Raw genomic sequence first — 18,781 nt, 5'->3', positions numbered from 1 at the left:
CCACGCGTTGGCTCCATCGCAAAAATTTAAATGCACTTGACAGTCTTTATATCGAAGGCATACGGTGATTTCCGGTAACGTACACTGCCACCCAGGGAAATCTTGATTCGTGACAAGCAGAGTTGAAAGTGTCCGGTCCTAAGAGACCTGTGTTGTCGGAGTTCATAGATTGATGCGGGGAGGAGTAGGAAGATGAAGAAGGGCAGCTTTCAAAAAACTAGATATCGGATCACGAAGAGTTGGGTGGGGTTGTTATGTATTGTCGGGATGGCTTTTTCAAGCCGAGTTGGAATAGCCCAGGTTGATCAGGGCGCAATTACAGGGATCGTGCAGGATAATTCGGGGGCTGTAGTTCCGTCAGCGAAGGTGGTTGTTACGAATGTCGATACGGGCCTGGTGCTGGGCGGCAGTACCAACGGGAGTGGTGTCTATGTGTTCTCTCCGCTCAAAATTGGAAATTACACCGTCAGCGCTTCAGCGCAGGGCTTTCAAACAACGACGCAGCAGAACGTCCATCTCGATGCCCAGCAGCGACTGAATATTGTCATCGCTCTCAAGCCTGGCTCCGTTTCTGAGACGGTGACTATCACTGACGCTCCACCCCTTCTCGAGACGCAGACGAGCGGAGTATCACAGGTAATCAGCAGCGAGACGATCAATAACACGCCGTTGAACGGCCGTAACTTCGTCTATATTGCCCAGTTGACGGCGGGTGTTGCTCCTCCCTTCGGAAACACGCGCGGATCAGGGTCGGGAGACTTCGTTGCGAACGGACAGCGGTCGACGCAGAACAACTTTATTCTGGATGGAGTCGACAACAATACTAATCTCGTCGACTTTCTAAACGGCTCCACCTATGTTGTTCGTCCGCCTCCAGATGCCTTATCGGAGTTCAGTCTCCAGACAAGTAACTTCAGCGCCGAGTTTGGGCATTCTGCCGGTGCGGTGTTGAGTGCCAGTATTAAATCCGGCACCAATCAGATACACGGTAGTGTATGGGAGTATGTCCGAAATACGAGCCTGGACGCAAAGAACTGGAATGCACTGACAATACCCGTGTACCACGAGAATCAGTTTGGAGCGACACTGGGCTTTCCGATTTGGAAGAACAAGCTCTTTTACTTTGGTGATGCAGAAGCAAACCGAATCGCCTTCAGCAATCCGGGGGTCTATTCCGTACCCACAGCACTGATGCGGCAGGGAAATTTCTCAGAGCTGCTGAACACAAATCTCAATGGTCAGAGCGTTCAGCTTTACCAGCCTAACTCAGGTGGTGGTGCCGCCAATAAGTTGTCATGCAACGGCCAGAATAATGTGTTTTGCCCTGGCCAGATCAACGCGGTAGCACAGCGCATCTTGAATCTGTACCCCTTGCCCAATACAAACGGTGGAAAGACGTTTAGCAATTATGTTGTCAATACTCCCACCCACAACAATACGTTCCAGTGGGATCAGCGTCTGGACTGGAATATTAGCGCGAAAGATCAGGCCTATGCGCGTTACAGCTACGTACATCAGATCACGGTCAACGGCCTGCCGTTGGGCAATCCTCTTGATGGCAGCCCATATGGTGGTCAAAATGACGTCAATCTGGCTCAGAATTTTGCAGCCAGTGAAACTCATATCTTCACGCCGTCGCTTACCAATGAGTTTCGCTTCAGTTTCAACGCGGGCAGATTCTCTTTTCTTCAGCCAAACGCTAATACCAATCTCGCGCCAACCCTCGGGCTGGGAGGCATTCCGTTTACGCCGAATGAGGGAGGCCTCCCACTGGCAACAGTCTCCGGATTAAGCAATTGGGGATCACAGGGAACGTCGAATGAATCTCAGAATGTTTATCAGATCCTCGATAACATTTCGAAGACTTGGGGAAATCACTCTCTAAAATTGGGTGTTTCGTTCCAGGCGATTCGATTCTTTGATCGGTACGCGCCATCGAATCTTGGTAACTACAATTTCAATGGGCTTTACACCAGCGATCCTAAGTCAACTACTACTTCGGGCTCTGGCATTGCGGACTTCTTAGCTGACCAGATGAATTCGGGATCCATCTCGAGCGCTCCAAACATCAATGACGCCCAATGGTATGACTCTGTGTATTTGCAGGACGATTGGAAGTTATCTTCGCGACTGACACTCAACCTCGGGGTAAGGTATGACTACTACGAGCCCCTCAAAGAGAATTCGGGAAGGCAAGAGAACTTCATTCCCGGTTCTCTGGGGATTGGCGCCGGAACCGGTACGGTGATTCTCCCTAAGAAGATTGAGAATTCTGTCGCTCTCGGTAGCGTGTTCCTGGGTATTTTGGCGAAGGATGGTATCGGGGTTCAGTACGTCGACAACGAACGCCTCGCAAGCGGTCAACTGACGAACTTTGCGCCACGCGTGGGACTCGCCTATCAGTTAGATCCACTTACCGTGATCCGCGCTGGCTATGGAATCTTCTACGGAGGACTGGAGAGCAATGGTGGAACGAACATTGGCGACAACTTCCCATTTCGCGGCCAGATCAACATCAATCCCAAGTCGTGCAGCCTTGGGAACTGCCCATCAAACGGCATTACCCTGGAGAGTGGGATGTCGGCCTTTCTGGGCAACGGCATCCTGAACGCAGTAACCTCGCCCGGTTTTCATGCCGTTGATCGTCAGATCAAGACGCCGTACACGATGAACTATAACCTATCGTTTCAGCGGCAGATGACTTCCAATTTGGCAACAACCATTAGCTATGTTGGAAACTCTTCGCGCCACCTCGGAACGTATGCCGATCCCAATGCGGTTCGAGCATTGTATCCAGCTGGAACTAGCACACAGCAGTTCCAACCCTTTCCGGATCTTGGGGGAATCGGCACAATTCGTTATGGCGGTGTGAGCACATATAACTCGCTCCAGGCGAAGGCGGAAAAGCGCGCGTCGCACGGCTTGAGCTTCCTCGCCACTTACACTTGGGCGCATGCCATGGATGATACCGGTTCCGCTGGAGGCCTCTCCAGCGGCATTGGAGACCGTCAACGCGCTCTTATTCCAATCATCGACGAACTGACTAATTCGGTCTACGACGTTCGGAACCGTTTCACGCTCAACGGCAACTATGTTCTCCCATTTGGTAAGGGACGCGCGTATCTGAACCATTCCGTATGGGCTGACGAAATTGTAGGTGGATGGTCGTCGAGTCTGACCTGGGTCGCCCAGAGCGGTACGCCTTTCACCGTATACGCGAACAACACTGGAGCGGCCGGCGCCACTGACACGAGAAGAGCGAATCTTGTGGGAAGTGCGTTCGCACCCGGTGGCTCACCAGACCCTTCCAATCCATCGCTGGCTGCTGCGGATTGTCCAACCTCCGTAAGGAACCGTACAAACTGGTATAACCCTTGCGCCTTTGCGAATCCATTGTCGGGCAACCTGATCACCACTCCCGTGACAGATCAAGCGACCGTGATTCAATATCTGGGCGGGAAGTCCAACCAGATCTATGGGCCGGGATACTACGGTATCAATATGTCACTGTTCAAAAACTTCAGAACGTGGCGTGAACAGTATCTTCAGTTCCGCGCAGATGGATTCAACGTACTGAATCATCCAACCCTCGGCAATCCGTCGACAACCAACAACAGCGCCAATGCGGGCAATATCACTGGGCCAAAGACATTTCAGAACAACACCCCGGATGCTCGTTTCTTTCAACTGTCACTTAAATACGCGTTCTAACTCATGAGCTACGCCCATAAAGTTGGAGTAACTCGAAAAGGGGTGAAGGGCCTGGGCGAAAACTCCCACCCTTCGCCCCGAACTGCTGCCTCCGCGCCGCTGCCATTTATCGAAAGGCTGTTCCTATGAGTTGGTCCTTGAAGAATTCGCATCTTGCCTTGGTTTTTCTCGCGACAACGCTGGCTTATGAATGCTTCGCGCAGTCGATCCCAGTGACCCTGTCGTCGCCGGATCAGCGATTGGCTATCCAGTTCACGACAATCGCTGCAAAGGAATCATCTTCTTCTGGCGGGAAGCTCGTGTACTCCGTGACATTTCGCGGGAAGCCGGTGCTTGATCAATCGGCCCTCTCTTTAGAGTTGGTTGGGCAACCTGCGCTCGGAGCCAATGTTCACCTCGTTGAGGCGGTCCCGGCGAAAGGGAGTGACGACTATAGCTTGCTGGCAGGCAAGGTGAGCAGCGTTCACGATCAGTACAACAGCGTGTTGCTACGAACCTCCGAGACTGGCGAACCTCACCGATTATTGAACATCGAAGCGAGAGCCTACAACGATGGCGTGGCCTTCCGCTACGTATTGCCCGAACAGGATGCAATGAAAGAGGTTCGTCTCAAGCAGGAGAATACCGAGTTTCGTATTAGCACCGATGCCACGACGTGGGCGTTGGCGCTTCCGAACTACCGAAGCAGCTATGAGAGCGAATACGTGAAGCTACCTATCACGGCCTTTAGCAATCAAGGTGGCGTATCGAGCAGCTTTCTCATTGGTATGCCTTTGTTGATGCATTCGCCCGGTATCGCGTGGATGACTCTGACGGAAGCAGATCTCGAAGGCAATTCCGGTATGTACGTGACGAACCCTTCGGGAAACTGGGCTGGTCACTATTTCGTATCGAAGCTTTCACCGCGGTTCGACGATGCTAACCTTGCTCTCTCAACGACACTTCCGCATCACTCTGCATGGAGAGTCCTCATCGTTGGAGACGAGCCGGGAAGGCTGATGGAATCGAACATTGTCTCCGATCTTAACTCTCCGAACCGCGTGCAGGATACGAGCTGGATTCGTCCTGGCAAAGCTTCCTGGAATTGGTGGGCCGGAGATATCGGACCGGATGGGAAAGCCGCTTACACAACGAAGAACATGGAGTACTACGTTGACTTCGCGGCTCAATCTGGCTTTCCGTATATGCTGCTCGATGCCGGATGGGCGGACGGGCGAGACATCCTGAAGCAGCGCGGCAACGTCGATGTGCCGGAACTTGTTCGCTATGCTGCTGCGAAGCACGTCAAGGTATGGATCTGGCTCTATTCGACGTCTGTGATGGATCAAATGAAAGATGCCTTCCCGCTCTTCGAAAAATGGGGAGTGGCCGGCGTCAAAATCGATTTCATCAATCGTGACGATCAAGAGGGGATCAAGTTCTACTATGACGTGGCTAGCCTGGCGGCGGAACACCATCTCATGGTGGACTTTCATGGCGCCAGCAAACCTTGGGGTATTGAAAGAACCTATCCGAACGTACTTAGCTATGAAGCAGTCCTAGGAGCAGAGAATAGTAAGGTGGCGAGACGAGACTCTCCGGTCGATCGGACAGTATTTCCTTTTACGCGCATGGTCGCGGGACCGCTCGACTATACGCCCGGTGGCTTCAACAATGTAACCGAGGATGAGTTCGTCGGGCGTGACCAAAGTCCCATGATTATGGGCACCCGAGCCCAACAATTGGGACTCTATGTTGTCTTTCAGACTCCGTTTCAGATGGTGTCTGACAGTCCCCAGGCGTATGCTAATCAGCCAGCCTTTAAATTCATTCAGGATGTGCCGACTCAGTGGGACGCAATGCACGTAGTGAACGGCGAGCCCGGGGAGTTCGTGACGATCGCCCGCAGCCATGGAAAGGAATGGTATCTCGGAAGCATCACGAATTGGACCCCTCGCGAGCTTCATGTGCCGCTCGACTTCCTTGGCTCGGGACGCTATACCGCGGAGATCTACGAAGATGCCGCGGATGCGGGAGTGCATCCGAAAAATGTCGCGATCAGAAAGCAGACCGTCCATAAGGGAGAGCAGTTGACGCTGCATTTAGCTTCGGGAGGGGGATGCGCTATCCGCTTCATCCCTGAGGCAGGGAAGTAAAACAGATCAGCGAGACCGCCAGACTATACCTGCGCGGTCTTACGATCGTCCCGGGTCAGCAAGACCGTCTAACCGATCCGTGAAGAGCGGGAGATTGCTGCGGAAGATAATATGCGGTGCAAGACGAATCATGGGAGAGGTCTTCCTCTCTTCGAGCAGATGGGTGATAAGGCTCTCGAACGCGACCTTGCCCTGCGTGTATGGGCGCTGGTACAAGGTCGCGAGAATCTTCCCAGTCTCAATCATGGGAACCAATTCCTGGAAAAGATCGGTAGTGACGACCTGGATCTTCCCAAGCAAGTCTTCTTCCTCAAGTGCGCGGAGGACAGGGAGGCTGTTCGCAGTGCTGATATACAAACCCTGCGGCTTCGTTTCTCCGTGGAGCAAGGCGATGGTTTGCCGGTACGCTTCCTTGGGACGTTCATGAGACTCGACCACAGGCAACAAACTGAGATGCGGAGCAAGCATGGCAAGGGTCGCGGCGAATCCCCTAAGTTTCTCGGCATGGTCGAACGTCGTCAACTCGCCAGTGATTGTCGCAACATGCGTCTTTCGCGAAAGTTTGTGGGACAGGAGTTCCGCGGCCAACGCGCCGCTGCTGTAAGCATGCGCGGAGACAAGACCGATGCGACGGCTGCCTGGGGCGTCGCTCGCGACACAAAGCACCGCAGTACCATGAGCGGCCAGTCGTTGAATGATCGACTCGAGTTTCCTGGGATTGCCGGGGGTAAAGATGATCCCGTCATACTTATCCTTCAATCTGGCTTCGAGCAGTTCCAAGTCGCCTTGTCCGAGCCGTGGATACTCGTAAAACGTGACTTTGATATGCATGCCGACGGTCGCGTCTGCGGCGGCGCGAATACCCGCACGCAACGGGTCAAAGAAGTGAGAGATCTGCTTCGGAAGAACAACGGCGATCTCCAAGCGTCGGTTCAGTTTCAGTGCTTGAGCAGCGAGGTTGGGCTTGTATCCCAATTTCTCTGCCATCTGAAGGACGCGTGCTTTGGTCTTTGGACTAACGCCCGTTCGCTCGTGCAGGGCTCGATCCACCGTGCCAATCGATATGCCAAGGGCATTGGCTATGTCTTTAATTCCGGAACTCTTGGAAGGGTTGTTCATAGGTCTCAATGTTCGAGTTATAGGCACGTCATTTATGTTGCGACGAACGATTCGTATAGTTTGGAGCAATTGCTCACGCCGAGCCTATCGGCAAAAAACACCACTCGTCAATGCTCGCACGATTAGCACAGCATGTAGGGAATAATTTCAGACTCGAGCGTGCTCGATAACGTCGAAGGAATCTGGTTTGAGGGTAAGAAAAATGGACTCTACAGAGAGAGCAATGATAGTTTACAGGCGGTCCAATGCGGGGATGCCCAGCGGAAAACTGGCGCAAGCCACCAGGCAGTTGTTCCTGATTCTGGTAATGGCAATATCGGGAATAACGAATCCGTTGCAGGCTCATTCGCAAGCTGGCGGCACGTCGATTCGTTTCGACAAGCAAACAAAGGTTTTTCGCATAGATGCTGCCGGGATGTCTTATCTCTTCGGGATCAACGAAAAAAAGGAACCGCAAACTATGTATTGGGGGAAGCGGCTACCCTCAATGGACAGTTTTGCTGCGCCGCACTCGGACGGCGGGCTCTCTTCCTTTGACGACTCGATCAATACAACGCGGCACGAGTTTGCGGGTTGGGGAGGCGGTCTCTATGTCGAACCGGATCTGAAGATCACGTTCCCGGATGGAAATCGCGACCTGGTGCTGGAGTATGTTTCTCATGCCATCGCTGGGGACCAGCTAACCATTTTGCTCAAAGACATATCTCGAGAAGTCTATGTCGAGTTGCTCTACCAGGTAGACCCTAAGACGGGCATCCTGCGGCGATCTGCACAGCTCCAGAACAAGACAGCAGAGTCCTTGACTATCGAACAAATGGCGTCCGGCACTTGGAATCTGCCGCGCGGAGTCGACTACAGATTGCGATACCTCACAGGCCGCTGGGCGGGAGAGTGGAGTCTACATGAGCAGATGATCCAACCAGGAAAGACCATTCTCGAGAGCCGTAGAGGTTCAACGGGCGATCAAAACAACCCCTGGTTCGCAATTGACCGTGCCAGTTCGAACGATCAGGATCAGGGTGATGTTTGGTTTGGCGCTTTGGGATGGAGCGGATCGTGGCAGATCAGTGTGGAACAGGATCAGCTACAGCAGATCCGCGTAACTGGAGGGCCGAATGCCTTCGACTTTGGCTATCGATTGGTGCCTGGCCAGCATCTTCAGTCGCCTGACTTTTACGCTGGTTTTTCGGACAAGGGAGTAGGCGGTGCGTCAAGGCTCCTGCACCGCTTTGAAACTTCCAGCATCCTCCCGCACGCGCCAAGCCCGAAGCTTCGTCCGGTTCTCTACAACTCCTGGGAAGCGACTGAGTTCAAAGTGGATGAAGCGGGGCAAGAGACTCTTGCGGAGAAGGCTGCCACGATCGGTGTGGAAAGGTTCGTAGTCGACGATGGCTGGTTTGGCAAACGAGTGAATGACCGTGCGGGTTTGGGTGACTGGTATGTGAACCCGGTGAAGTTTCCCCACGGACTAAAGCCATTGATCGATAAAGTGCATTCACTCAACATGGACTTTGGTCTATGGGTCGAACCGGAGATGGTGAACGCAGACAGCGATCTCTACCGAAAGCACCCCGACTGGGTGCTCAACTTCACCGGCCGGCCACGTACAGAGGGCAGAAATCAGATGATGCTCAATCTGGCTCGTCCCGACGTGCGCGAATATATCTATCAGTTTCTCGACAAACTCCTGAATGAAAATGATATCGCTTTCCTGAAGTGGGACTACAACCGCAACTGGTCCGAACCCGGATGGCCAGCCGTCGCAGTCGAAGATCAAAAGAAAGTGTACGTTGACTATGTACAGAATCTCTATTCGATCCTTGCGGAGCTGCGAGCGAAATATCCGAAGGTAGAGATTGAAAGTTGCTCTGGTGGCGGCAGCCGTGTTGATCTTGGGATTATGAGACTGACGGATGAAGTCTGGACCTCGGACAATACGGACGCCTTCGACCGCCTTCTGATGCAAGATGGCTTCAGCTATGCTTACGCTCCAGGTGTAATGATGGCGTGGGTTACGGACTCTCCCACCTGGGTCAATCAACGTGTGCTCTCGCTTGAATATCGTTTTCTCTCCGCTATGCAGGGATCCCTTGGTATCGGAGCGAATCTCAATAATTGGAAGCCAGAGGACTTCGCTACTGCGAAGAAGATGGTGAATCAATATAAGCAGATTCGCGAAACCACACAGCGTGGTTCGCTCTATCGGTTGATTTCACCCCAGAAGGGAAGCGAACAGTCTGTGACGGAAAGTGTCTCCGAAGATCAGGGCCGAGCTGTCACCTTTGCGTTTCTGCACTCGAGTCAAATGCTTTATCGATACCCGCGGATACATCTCAGGGGACTGAGACCGGACCAGCTGTATAAGATCACCGCTCTCGATGGTAAGTTATCTGCGAATACTCCATCTGTTGCCAGCGGCGCTTTCTGGATGCAGCAAGGAGTGGACGTTGAACTGCGGGGAGACTTTCAAGCTGCGGCCTTCTCGCTCGAATCGACTAATCGCTAGTTCTTTTTTTGATGACTCTTCGTCAGTCTGACTCGTTCGTTACTTTGGTGTCACAGGAGCTTCGGTAGGAGGTTGGGCAGGAGGTGTGGATGGTTTTGCCGGATCGGGTGTGGGAGGCTGGCTCTGTGGGGCTGGCGCAGGGTGGCCATCGGGAGCTGTGTTCGAGTCGGGTGATGGCGCTGGTGCAGGTGCAGGGTTCTCAACGGGTGTGGGGAGCGTCATGGTGGCCACTGCATCGGGGTTATCGCGTAGTTTGAGGTAAAGCGTCTTTCCATCTGCCGGTGTGGGCACGCTAAAGGTGCTCTCGGCGAATCCGGTTGGCACTTCGGCTGGCTTTGCGAAGTCTTTGTCTGCACCGAAGGACTGAACAAGAAACATGTTAGTACCTTCGACGGTACAGGTGGGCGCGTCTGGGGTGGTGCAACGGATGACTGTGATTTGTGGCGTGCGGACGAGGGTGCCTAGCGAGGTCCAATCGCCCGATGTGCCATCTTCCGCGACTGGGCGCATCTGCAGCTTCCCGAAGGCAGACTGACCGAAGGCGGTGAGTGGGTTTAGCGTGGCGATGGCGGTGTGTTCGTCCTGCAATATGAGATTGCTGGCAGCAATCGATAGGCTTGTATGGACCAGGCCGCTTCCTGTGGAAACTTCGACGGTCTGTGTGCGAGGAAATACCTCTTTCGTTTGCACGACAAAGGTCAGCTTGCTGCTAATTGGGATCTCATCTTTCATTCCCAAACTGATAGGAATGGCTCCACTTTGTTGTGTCGGAGTGTCGTTGAAAGAGAGCAGTGTCAGAGCTGGACGGGCGCCTTCGGCGGAGATTTTTACGGTCATCGTGCGACCGTCTTTAAGCTTTACCGTCGCATCTTTGCTCTCGCCGAGCGAGACTCCGGCCTTGGCGTCAAGATGCACGGTCTTGTCGTCATTGCCGCTGGGTGCGGGGGTGAAGGCTTGATCGGCGATTTGTGCTGAGACGACATCCTTAAGGCCCGCTCCGGTGAGTATGGCTTTGTTGTCGCCTTGGTGAATCTTGATACCCTCAAGGTGAATGTCGCCGGTGTATGCGGTTAGCGGGACGTTATTTTTGTCGGAGCTTCCATACTGCTGGATGGCGAGGGAGTAGCCGCCGGGCTGCACCTTTTTGAGCGGGACCTCCAGATCGAGAGTGTTGTTTGCATCCTTGCCTTCGTTGGTTCCTGCAGGCTTGAAGGTGACCTCAACGTCCTTGTCCTTGTTGTTTGAAAGCGCGATATGCTCGACGCAAGCGGTTCCATCGCCTTTAATCGTGAGGTGATTATCCTGTCCGGCGAGGAGTTGGGTATCGCCAACGATCTTCCAGTTTTTGCCATCAACCTGCTGGAGGGTGAGGGTGGGACCTTCAAAGGAGTCGAAACCAAAGTAGCCGCGGACGGTGCCGGTGATGGTGAGATCGCTGCTTGTGCCGATCTTCACGTCAGTCTTCGCTGCTGCCGCGCTGTCATCGTGTCGTTTGGTATCTTGCAGTGACTCGCGTTGCTTTTCTTTTGCGACGATGAGGCCGCCTTCGAACGCTTCGGGAGTAAGTGGAATGTCGGTGGCAGCTCCGGTTCGGTTGAGGTGCAGAACGAGATCGTGAGCGAAGCTGGTGGAGAAGACGAGAGGCGCGCCTTCAAGGGGCAGAATCATTCTTGGCTGCAAAAGGCATGCGACCTGATTGATGTCGTGAGGATGCAACGGCGGCAGCTTGGTCTTTTGGATTGCGGGCAATCCGATAACGATGACGGATTCGGGTTTATGGAACGAGGGTGGAGCATTGAGCTTCAGATTAAGCGTGGAGCCCTGAGGGAAGCTGATTGCAGGAATGTACTGGTACTGCGCGGTGTGCATCAGGGTGACAAGATGGACGAGGTCCACTACGGCACCCACGTAGGCCGAGTAGAGGCCGGCTCCTCCTGGTTGTGTATAGGAGGCGGCGTTGATGAAGTCCGACGACGGGCCAGTGGAGAGAGATTCGGCGATGCTCTGGCCGTGGCCGTCGTCGAGCAGCACCGGAGCGCTGGACTGGGTGAGGCAGTTCACCTGCTGCTCGACGGACTGTTTGAAGCAGTCGGCGTTGGGCTTGAGAGCGAGTGTAGAGGCCAGCTTTGCGGAGCGATCCTGAATGGCTTTCTGGTCGTTCTGGGGAACTGTCTTCATCGCGGCGAGATAGCGTTCGATGCGCTGCTGCTCGAAGGAGGCTTCATTTAGATCGACATCGGCACGAATGAAGAGACCTGGTTTGCCTTTCACAGCGGAGCGCAGGGTATTGAAGTCGCCACCGGTTTCAGGAGCGACGAAGAGAATGGCCTGCTCGGCTTCGGCTGGAACAGTAATCGTCGTGCCTTCAGCGGTCTTCTTGTCCCAGGTTTCGATCTTTGTGAACCAGTCGTCTGGCGGCGCGTTAGTGGTGCCGCGAAGGAAGGTGACGATGATGAGCAGATGGTTGGCCTGGCTCGCTGGGAGATCAGCCTTCACCCATATTTTGTCGCCTCCCTGCAGATTGGGAACTTCAGCGATCGGCAAGGTGATGGTTCCGCGAGTGACGCGAACGTCGATTTTGGGACCAACCAGGTCGAAACGTGCATTGTCCGCACGAAGGGTCACCGCCAGGAGCGCGGCGAAAGAGCAGGCTGCGACTTTCGAGAACTTCATTTCTTGTAGGATGCTGGCGTTATCCCGGGGGTGGTTACGAATGAAGTGAAATCTCAATACAGGACACATGATCGCAAACGAGGATTCTCTTCCTGAGCTAGTCAGCCGTTGAACCTAAATTAGAGCAGAATAGAGCATCTTTTTCTGACTGGAAGTATGAAGATCTGTGAACCATCAGGCAGTGGCCAGGTGAGCTTCATGTGCAGCTCGAATGTCATGTGGATCTCGCCCCAGGCACTTTAGAACACTCGAATATCTTCTGTTACTGCGGACAGCGCATCAGTTAGGAATAACTCGCGGTAGTTCATAGCGGCTAGAAATCTGCAGTTTGTCTTGTTTCAACGCAATGAAGGTCAAGGAGGAACGATGACTTACTGGAAAGCTTTCACGTCTGTAGCGATCGGTGCTGTGTTTGTCTTCAGTACGGCAGTGACACCGGCTCAAATTGCGATTGGCATCGGAGTTGCGCCTGTGTGTCCCTACGGGTATTACGATTACGCGCCCTACAGTTGCTCTCCCTATGGCTACTACGGCACGGATTGGTTCAATGGCGGAGTGTTTATCGGGGCTGGGCCTTGGTTCCACGGCTCTCGCGGCTTCTACGGCCACGTCGATAATCGCTATGATCCTCGCCACGGTTATGCTGGGCCAATGCCGGGGCGCGGAGATCGCGCTTTTAATCACTTCCAGGCAAACGAAGCACGGGACGGACAGGGCCATGTGGGAAATGCAGGCCACGACGGCGGACGTGAGCACAGCGCGGGGGCGCAAGGCGGAAATCGCGGCGGTGGTGGGGATCGCGGAGGTGGCGGAGATCGTGGAGGCGGTCACCGCTAGGTCTATCTCATTTGTAAGGGAGGGAATCTCGTGTTCATGCGGTTCTGTAGGTTGACCACTCGTTGATTGGGCCGCCACGGCCTGGTGTGGGTGAGTTCGCGCTCCATGGCGGTGGGCTGGCCCCCCTGGGGGGGCCTTGCCTACACCCCCTCCCCCCGGGTTTTTGCGCAAAATCTTCATGGGATGGGGCTTGGGCCTGGACTTTTCTTATCGCCGTGGGCTTAGATCTGATCGATCTTGGGTGGATGACTTGGCAAGGAACGGCTACTGTTTCGCACTGAGCGAACTTTACTTCTACTTCTATTTTAGAGAGTGGATCATAACTAAAGTGCCACTTCGATCTCTCAGATTTGAAACAGGTTAGCTTGTTTTAGGGGTTGACAAGGTGTTTTGCTGGTGTTTTTGGGGCATAGGTTTGTAAGTGATAGTTTGGATTGTGCTTTGGACCAGGGATAAAGTTTGTCAAAACTTTGGAGGCGGCTTTGGATTTCATCGAGACCATCACGCAACGGAACGACGCATTTGTGAGCGCTAGGCACTCGGCCAGTTTGAAGATCATACCGTCGACCAAGACCATTTTGATTGGGTGCCTGGATCCCAGAGTCGATCCGATGGACGTGCTTGGACTGAAGCCGGGCGAAGCAGCGATCATCCGCAACATCGGTGGCCGGATGAACCCTGCACTGGTCGAGACATTGATCTTGCTTCCAGCCGTTGCGAAGGCCGCAGGGCAAGAGATGGGTCTGGGATGGAATCTGGTTATCCTCCATCACACCGATTGCGGGATCATTGGTTGCTACAAACTTGCTCCTGATCTTCTCGCAGCTCACTTAGGTGTGACGCGGTCTGAACTCGACTCCATGGCGATCACGGATCCGCGTAAGGCAGTAGCCATGGATATCGCAGCCTACAAGGCTAACCCCGCTCTTCCGGCTGGTTTCATGATCTCTGGCCTTGTGTACGACATCTCCACCGGCAAGATTGAGGTCGTGGTTCCTCCCAGTCGTTTGCGTTTGGAGAGCTAGGCGGATCATCCTCAGAGCAATTGATAAAAGGCCATCGATTGGGAGTCTCTCCTATATACCCACAGGAGAATTGCTCTAGGGTGACAGTGAGCCTTGACCACTGTTCTGTACTTTGTATTTCAACTCGAAGCGGATGGCGTGCAGAGGTTTCCCTGACGGAGTGCCAGATCCAATAGCCTTATCCAGGGATGCGAACGGAACTATCCTGTCGCCTTTTGATACACCACTATCATCCGACATCTGTTCTTGCCTGGCCTTCAACTTGGGAAAATAGTAGAAGCCCGGAAGATTTGCGGGAAGTGAATGTTCTCCGCTGGTGATCCGCACGTCGGTCACTCGAACATCGGCGTCCTCGTAGAGGATTCGATTGGTATGGGCAGGATCAGTGCCAACTAGTGAACTGCTTGATTTGAGTTCGGAAGAGTCTGAAGCAATTCCGCACCCGGGATGTTTCAGTTCAACCCGCAACCCGACGAACATGTGCCGGCTTAGGTTTTGAGTGGAGTAAGGCCCAGATGGGCTGATGCGGATAACCTTCGGTTGGAAAGGCTTCTCTTCTTCGTGTTCGAGTGGATCCGTTATATCGGGCGAGAAGGTCTTGCTGCGCACACTATTCCGAAGATAAAGAATCGCCGGCCGCGTGAAGCTATGCATGGCCTGGGCGCCATGGGGAGGGATAGTCGCTTCCAACACCCGCACGTCTTCAGTTTCATATAAGAGTTTGAAGTTCTGTGGAGATTTGGCGAGGCCATCGTTGGGATCGACTGGGATGTTCTGGCAGATTTGACCTACCGCTCCTCTACCAAGAAATAAGAGAGCACCAAAGAAGAAGACTTTGCCGAACGATCGAAAGGCTTTCCCCCTGTCCCGTTCCTTGGCCAACTCCATCTCTGTATTCTGTTTGGCGGTCTTCGATGCTTGAAAAGCAAATCCTATGTTGCCCATATCTTCCCCTTTCTACTCCGTTCGTTGATCCTTTCGGACTTGACCAAAATCTACGCATGGCCCACGGTCAACCTGGTTCATTGCCACACGGCATTTTCCCTAAAGACATATTTCAGATTGTCCCTGCAGACATGAAGGTGCAATGTTTTCCTTCCTGGCCGAAGGCGATACGTAAGTCTCACTCATTCTCTGCGCATTCGTTGTGGGCGGTTGACGACAAGAGCTCTTCGGAGAAATGGTTTGACTGATGAGATGGAATGCCCTGAGACTCTAGAACGATTTCGTTTGACAGGCTGAAGTCCTGGTTCCAGGATAAGTAGCTGGTATTCATTCTCCGATCGAAATGTATAAGGACGACCTTTATGTCTGATCCCGCTCTCTTCAGTCGGATTCGCATTGGTGATCTCGATCTTGCAAACAGAATCGTGATTGCCCCGATGTGCCAGTACTCCGCTGAAAACGGATGCATGAACGACTGGCACTTGATTCATCTCGGCCAGCTTGCGCTTTCGGGAGCCGCATTACTCACGATCGAGGCGACGGCGGTCCTTCCCGAGGGGCGCATTACCTATGCCGATGTCGGATTGTGGAACGACGAGACGGAAGGGGCTATGCGTAGAGTTCTCGAAGGGATTCGACATTGGTCGAAGATGCCTATCGGCATTCAGTTAAGTCATGCAGGCCGGAAGGCTTCCATAGAAGTTCCCTGGAAGGGAGGAGGACAGTTCGCTCCAGATGCCCCCCTGGGTTGGCCTACGGTAGGGCCGTCGCCGATCCCCTATGCGGAAGGGAATGCCTCTCCCACGGCGCTGGATCAAAGTGGACTGCGTGCGGTGAGAGATGCCTTTGTCGCGTCTGCTATTCGCGTGAAACGACTTGATCTCGACCTGATCCAACTCCACGTAGGACATGGATATCTGCTGCATCAATTTCTGTCCCCGTTGTCGAACCATCGTGAAGACGAATACGGCGGCTCTCTCGAGAAGCGGATGCGTTTTCCGTTGGAGGTTTTTGATGCGGTTCGGCATGTGTTCCCACCTGGAAAGCCGGTGAGTGTGCGTGTTTCGGCTACAGACTGGGTCGACGGAGGTCTGGATATCGATCAGACGATCGAGTTCGCGCGTGCGCTGGAGCGGCGCGGATGCAGTGTGATTCATGTTTCCAGCGGGGGAAGTGATCCTGCACAGAAGATTCCGCTGGGGCCGAGCTATCAGGTGCCACTCGCACGGGCGGTGAAGGCGGCTGTCGGTATCCCGGTTGTGGCCGTGGGACTGATCACTGGCTTTGAGCAGGCAGAGTCCATCGTCGGAACCGGAGATGCCGACCTGATCGCATTGGCGCGCACCGCTCTTTTCGATCCGCGGTGGCCCTGGCATGCCGCAGTTGAGTTGGGTGGCACGGTACATATGCCCAACCAATATTTACGCTCGCAGCCCCGACAGGTCAAAGCTTTGTTCGAGAGCGAGTAGCTGTTTTCTTTTCATGCCTGCTGGCGCCAAGTGGTTGGCGTCACGCCGGTGCTCTTGCGAAACATCTTCGAGAACTGGCTTACATCTGTAAAGCCGATTGCGGAGGCGATCTGGCGGATATTCCACTCAGGCCGCACGAGCAGCTTCTTGGCGCTTTGCATCCTCTTCTTCAAGATGAATTGATAAGGGCTTTCGCCTAGACTTTCCCGGAAGGACCTGGCGAAGTGGAAGAGGCTGAGGCCGCTGAGGGCTGCAAGCTCTTCTAAGCGAATGTCTTTATCGATATTCTCTTCGATATAACCAAGCACTGCCCTGATATGAGAGCGTGACAGGCCACCTTTCAACTGCGGAATGTAACTGGCTGTCTCTCCGTACTTCTTAATCAATGCGACCGAGAGAGACATTCCGAGTAGATCTCCGTAGAGAGAGCCCATGAGCCAACCAGATTTCATCTCGCGGTTCATTTCAGTCAGCAACAAAGACAACTGCTCGTCGCGAAGAGACCAACGAATATCGAAGTCGCAGAATCCTCTGATGCCCATTTGTTCCGCTGCTTCTTTGAGCATAGCGGGCTCAATCGAGGCGACGACTCTTTCTGTAGAGGCATGCCAGATGACGCTGTCGCGGGTGCCGGCTGGGAGAAGCAGCATGCTTCCTGGAGTCGATCTCTGCCGACCTGATCGTCCGGAGCAGAACCATTCCATATCGACTTCTCCGCCTGTCTGAAGGTGGAGAGCCAGCGTTTCGTGATCGTGGACGGGAATCTCGCAGCCTTGGTGATGATGTCTCTCCACGACCAGACCAGTCCAAGGCGAACGCGCGCAATCCAAGACAGGGCTCTCCGGAAATGGAGATACCATGCTGGCTCCGACGCGGACGTAAAAACGCTTAGCCGCAGAAGATGTGGAACCTTGCGGGGTGCGGCTGTGTTCTCCGATTTGGCGTTGACTTGATTTGCGGTCTTCCATTTTATTTCGATTCGCTCTGCTGATAAATCCGCAAGAATCCACTAGATACAGCAAGGATGCCTGCTTGCATGGTTGCCTTCTCTATTAATTCTAAGGAAGGGGTGATGATTATGGGATTCATAGAGTGTATTGTCGATGCATTCATTACGCCGGGAAACCAAAAGTTTACGAGGCGTGGTGAGGACGCAAGGCAAGACGCAGCAACCTTATTCACCTGCTGTAGGCGAGGTCTAAGCGAGAAACCCGGTGGATAGGGATTCGCGCTCAAGCTGACTCTAGCTGACTCGCTGTTGACCATCGACGACTTGGTTCCGGCCCCTGACGAACGATAATACGCTCGGTTTCTCTTTGAGCCGATGAACAGATACCTCTCCTGCTTGGCGGGGTCGGTCGTTCGTCGCTCAATCATCCATATCAAAATTAAAAAGGAGAACGACATGGCAACCCAAACCGTAGTTCCAGTAAGTGAACTTCCAGTTCACTATGGCACCGCTAAGATCGATAACCTGGATGTCTTCTATCGCGAGGCCGGACCGAAGGATGCTCCGGTAATACTGCTGCTTCACGGGTTTCCAACCTCTTCGAATATGTTTCGCAATCTGATTCCACGCTTGTCGCAGTCTTTCCGAGTGATCGCGCCGGACTATCCCGGTTTTGGAATGAGCAGCATGCCCGATCACAAGGAGTTCGCCTATACCTTCGAGAATCTGATGAATGTGGTTGATGGCCTGGTCAATCACCTTGATCTGAAGAAGTATTCGATGTACGTCATGGATTACGGCGCGCCGATCGGCTACCGGCTGGCCTTGCGGCACCCTGAGAGGGTGCAGGCGCTTATTATTCAGAACGGAAATGCTTACGATGAAGGGCTGCTGGCTTTCTGGGACCCGATCAAAAAGTATTGGAACGAACCGTCCCAGGAGAATCGCCAGGCCATTCACTTCCTGACAGAACCGAAGGCGACGAAGTGGCAGTATGAGAATGGGGTGAGCGATACGAGCTTGCTTGATCCGACCACCTGGACTCTTGATCAGCTCGGAATGGATCGGCCGGGGAATGACGAGATCCAACTGGATCTGTTTTATGACTACAGGACGAATCTTCCGCTCTATCCGGAGTTCCAGGAGTTCTTCCGGAAGTACCAGCCTCCGACGCTGATTGTGTGGGGAAAGAATGACTTCATCTTTCCGGCGGAGGGTGCTCCACCCTATAGCCGCGACCTCAAGAATATCGAGACGCACATGCTCGATACGGGACACTTCGCAATCGAAACACATGGTGCTGAGATTGCGGAGCGCATTCAGGACTTTCTCCAGAAGAACAACATCAGAGGCAAGTAGGACGATGCGAAAGGGAGCGAGCCGGTGCGATGTCGGCTTGCTCTGTCCTTTTG

11 protein-coding genes are annotated in these 18,781 nt (G+C 53.6%); 7 read left to right on the top strand and 4 right to left on the bottom strand.

All coding sequences use genetic code 11. The annotated features are described in order from the left end of the window. Positions 1 to 267 precede the first annotated feature (267 nt). Both HB393_RS18965 and HB393_RS18960 read left to right on the top strand, forming a co-directional pair. On the top strand, positions 268 to 3,711 hold the full coding sequence (locus HB393_RS18965; protein WP_255551350.1) for a TonB-dependent receptor: 3,444 nt from the start codon (positions 268 to 270) through the stop codon (positions 3,709 to 3,711). Between the two features lie 137 nt (positions 3,712 to 3,848). Then, on the top strand, positions 3,849 to 5,846 hold the full coding sequence (locus HB393_RS18960; protein WP_345945310.1) for a glycoside hydrolase family 97 protein: 1,998 nt from the start codon (positions 3,849 to 3,851) through the stop codon (positions 5,844 to 5,846). 39 nt (positions 5,847 to 5,885) lie between these two features. On the opposite strand, the gene HB393_RS18955 is transcribed toward HB393_RS18960, so the two are convergent. Then, positions 5,886 to 6,965: a LacI family DNA-binding transcriptional regulator gene (locus HB393_RS18955; protein ID WP_213806766.1), complete on the bottom strand. Its 1,080-nt coding sequence runs from the start codon at positions 6,963 to 6,965 to the stop codon at positions 5,886 to 5,888. A 307-nt stretch (positions 6,966 to 7,272) separates the two neighbouring features. Here HB393_RS18955 and HB393_RS18950 point away from each other — a divergent pair, with 307 nt between their 5' ends. Continuing rightward, positions 7,273 to 9,471: an alpha-galactosidase gene (locus tag HB393_RS18950; protein WP_213806795.1), complete on the top strand. Its 2,199-nt coding sequence runs from the start codon at positions 7,273 to 7,275 to the stop codon at positions 9,469 to 9,471. 39 nt (positions 9,472 to 9,510) lie between these two features. Here the strand turns inward: HB393_RS18950 and HB393_RS18945 are convergent, their stop codons facing one another. After that, on the bottom strand, positions 9,511 to 12,144 hold the full coding sequence (locus HB393_RS18945) for a hypothetical protein (RefSeq protein WP_213806765.1): 2,634 nt from the start codon (positions 12,142 to 12,144) through the stop codon (positions 9,511 to 9,513). A gap of 366 nt (positions 12,145 to 12,510) precedes the next feature. Here HB393_RS18945 and HB393_RS18940 point away from each other — a divergent pair, with 366 nt between their 5' ends. After that, positions 12,511 to 12,981, top strand: a complete 471-nt coding sequence (locus HB393_RS18940; protein ID WP_213806764.1) for a hypothetical protein — start codon at positions 12,511 to 12,513, stop codon at positions 12,979 to 12,981. A 482-nt stretch (positions 12,982 to 13,463) separates the two neighbouring features. Next, positions 13,464 to 14,006, top strand: a complete 543-nt coding sequence (locus HB393_RS18935; protein WP_255551349.1) for a carbonic anhydrase — start codon at positions 13,464 to 13,466, stop codon at positions 14,004 to 14,006. 75 nt (positions 14,007 to 14,081) lie between these two features. On the opposite strand, the gene HB393_RS18930 is transcribed toward HB393_RS18935, so the two are convergent. Beyond that, positions 14,082 to 14,951: a hypothetical protein gene (locus HB393_RS18930; RefSeq protein ID WP_213806763.1), complete on the bottom strand. Its 870-nt coding sequence runs from the start codon at positions 14,949 to 14,951 to the stop codon at positions 14,082 to 14,084. 362 nt (positions 14,952 to 15,313) lie between these two features. Between HB393_RS18930 and HB393_RS18925 the strand changes: the two genes are divergently transcribed. Continuing rightward, entirely contained in the window at positions 15,314 to 16,420 is a 1,107-nt protein-coding gene (locus tag HB393_RS18925; RefSeq protein WP_213806762.1) for an NADH:flavin oxidoreductase/NADH oxidase, read from the top strand. Between the two features lie 11 nt (positions 16,421 to 16,431). On the opposite strand, the gene HB393_RS18920 is transcribed toward HB393_RS18925, so the two are convergent. Further along, positions 16,432 to 17,280 carry an AraC family transcriptional regulator gene (locus HB393_RS18920; RefSeq protein ID WP_213806761.1) on the bottom strand — a complete coding sequence of 283 codons (849 nt, stop codon included), beginning with the start codon at positions 17,278 to 17,280 and terminating at the stop codon, positions 16,432 to 16,434. Between the two features lie 545 nt (positions 17,281 to 17,825). Here HB393_RS18920 and HB393_RS18915 point away from each other — a divergent pair. Beyond that, positions 17,826 to 18,728, top strand: coding sequence for an alpha/beta hydrolase (locus HB393_RS18915; protein ID WP_213806760.1), 903 nt, complete (start codon positions 17,826 to 17,828; stop codon positions 18,726 to 18,728). Positions 18,729 to 18,781 lie beyond the last annotated feature (53 nt).

It is taken from the genome of Granulicella sp. dw_53 (assembly GCF_018449545.1).
GTDB lineage: Bacteria > Acidobacteriota > Terriglobia > Terriglobales > Acidobacteriaceae > Edaphobacter.
The sequence above is the reverse complement of the archived record's forward strand: the minus strand, read 5'-3'. Positions and strand labels throughout refer to the sequence as shown.

What these genes read in the sequence shown, in the direction of transcription:
- HB393_RS18965 (WP_255551350.1), top strand. Translation starts at nt 268, where the DNA reads ATGGCTTTTTCAAGCCGAGTTGGAATAGCCCAGGTTGATCAGGGCGCA.
- HB393_RS18955 (WP_213806766.1), bottom strand. Translation starts at nt 6,965, where the DNA reads ATGAACAACCCTTCCAAGAGTTCCGGAATTAAAGACATAGCCAATGCC.
- HB393_RS18950 (WP_213806795.1), top strand. Translation starts at nt 7,273, where the DNA reads ATGGCAATATCGGGAATAACGAATCCGTTGCAGGCTCATTCGCAAGCT.
- HB393_RS18945 (WP_213806765.1), bottom strand. Translation starts at nt 12,144, where the DNA reads ATGAAGTTCTCGAAAGTCGCAGCCTGCTCTTTCGCCGCGCTCCTGGCG.
- HB393_RS18940 (WP_213806764.1), top strand. Translation starts at nt 12,511, where the DNA reads ATGACTTACTGGAAAGCTTTCACGTCTGTAGCGATCGGTGCTGTGTTT.
- HB393_RS18930 (WP_213806763.1), bottom strand. Translation starts at nt 14,951, where the DNA reads ATGGGCAACATAGGATTTGCTTTTCAAGCATCGAAGACCGCCAAACAG.
- HB393_RS18925 (WP_213806762.1), top strand. Translation starts at nt 15,314, where the DNA reads ATGTCTGATCCCGCTCTCTTCAGTCGGATTCGCATTGGTGATCTCGAT.
- HB393_RS18920 (WP_213806761.1), bottom strand. Translation starts at nt 17,280, where the DNA reads ATGGTATCTCCATTTCCGGAGAGCCCTGTCTTGGATTGCGCGCGTTCG.
- HB393_RS18915 (WP_213806760.1), top strand. Translation starts at nt 17,826, where the DNA reads ATGGCAACCCAAACCGTAGTTCCAGTAAGTGAACTTCCAGTTCACTAT.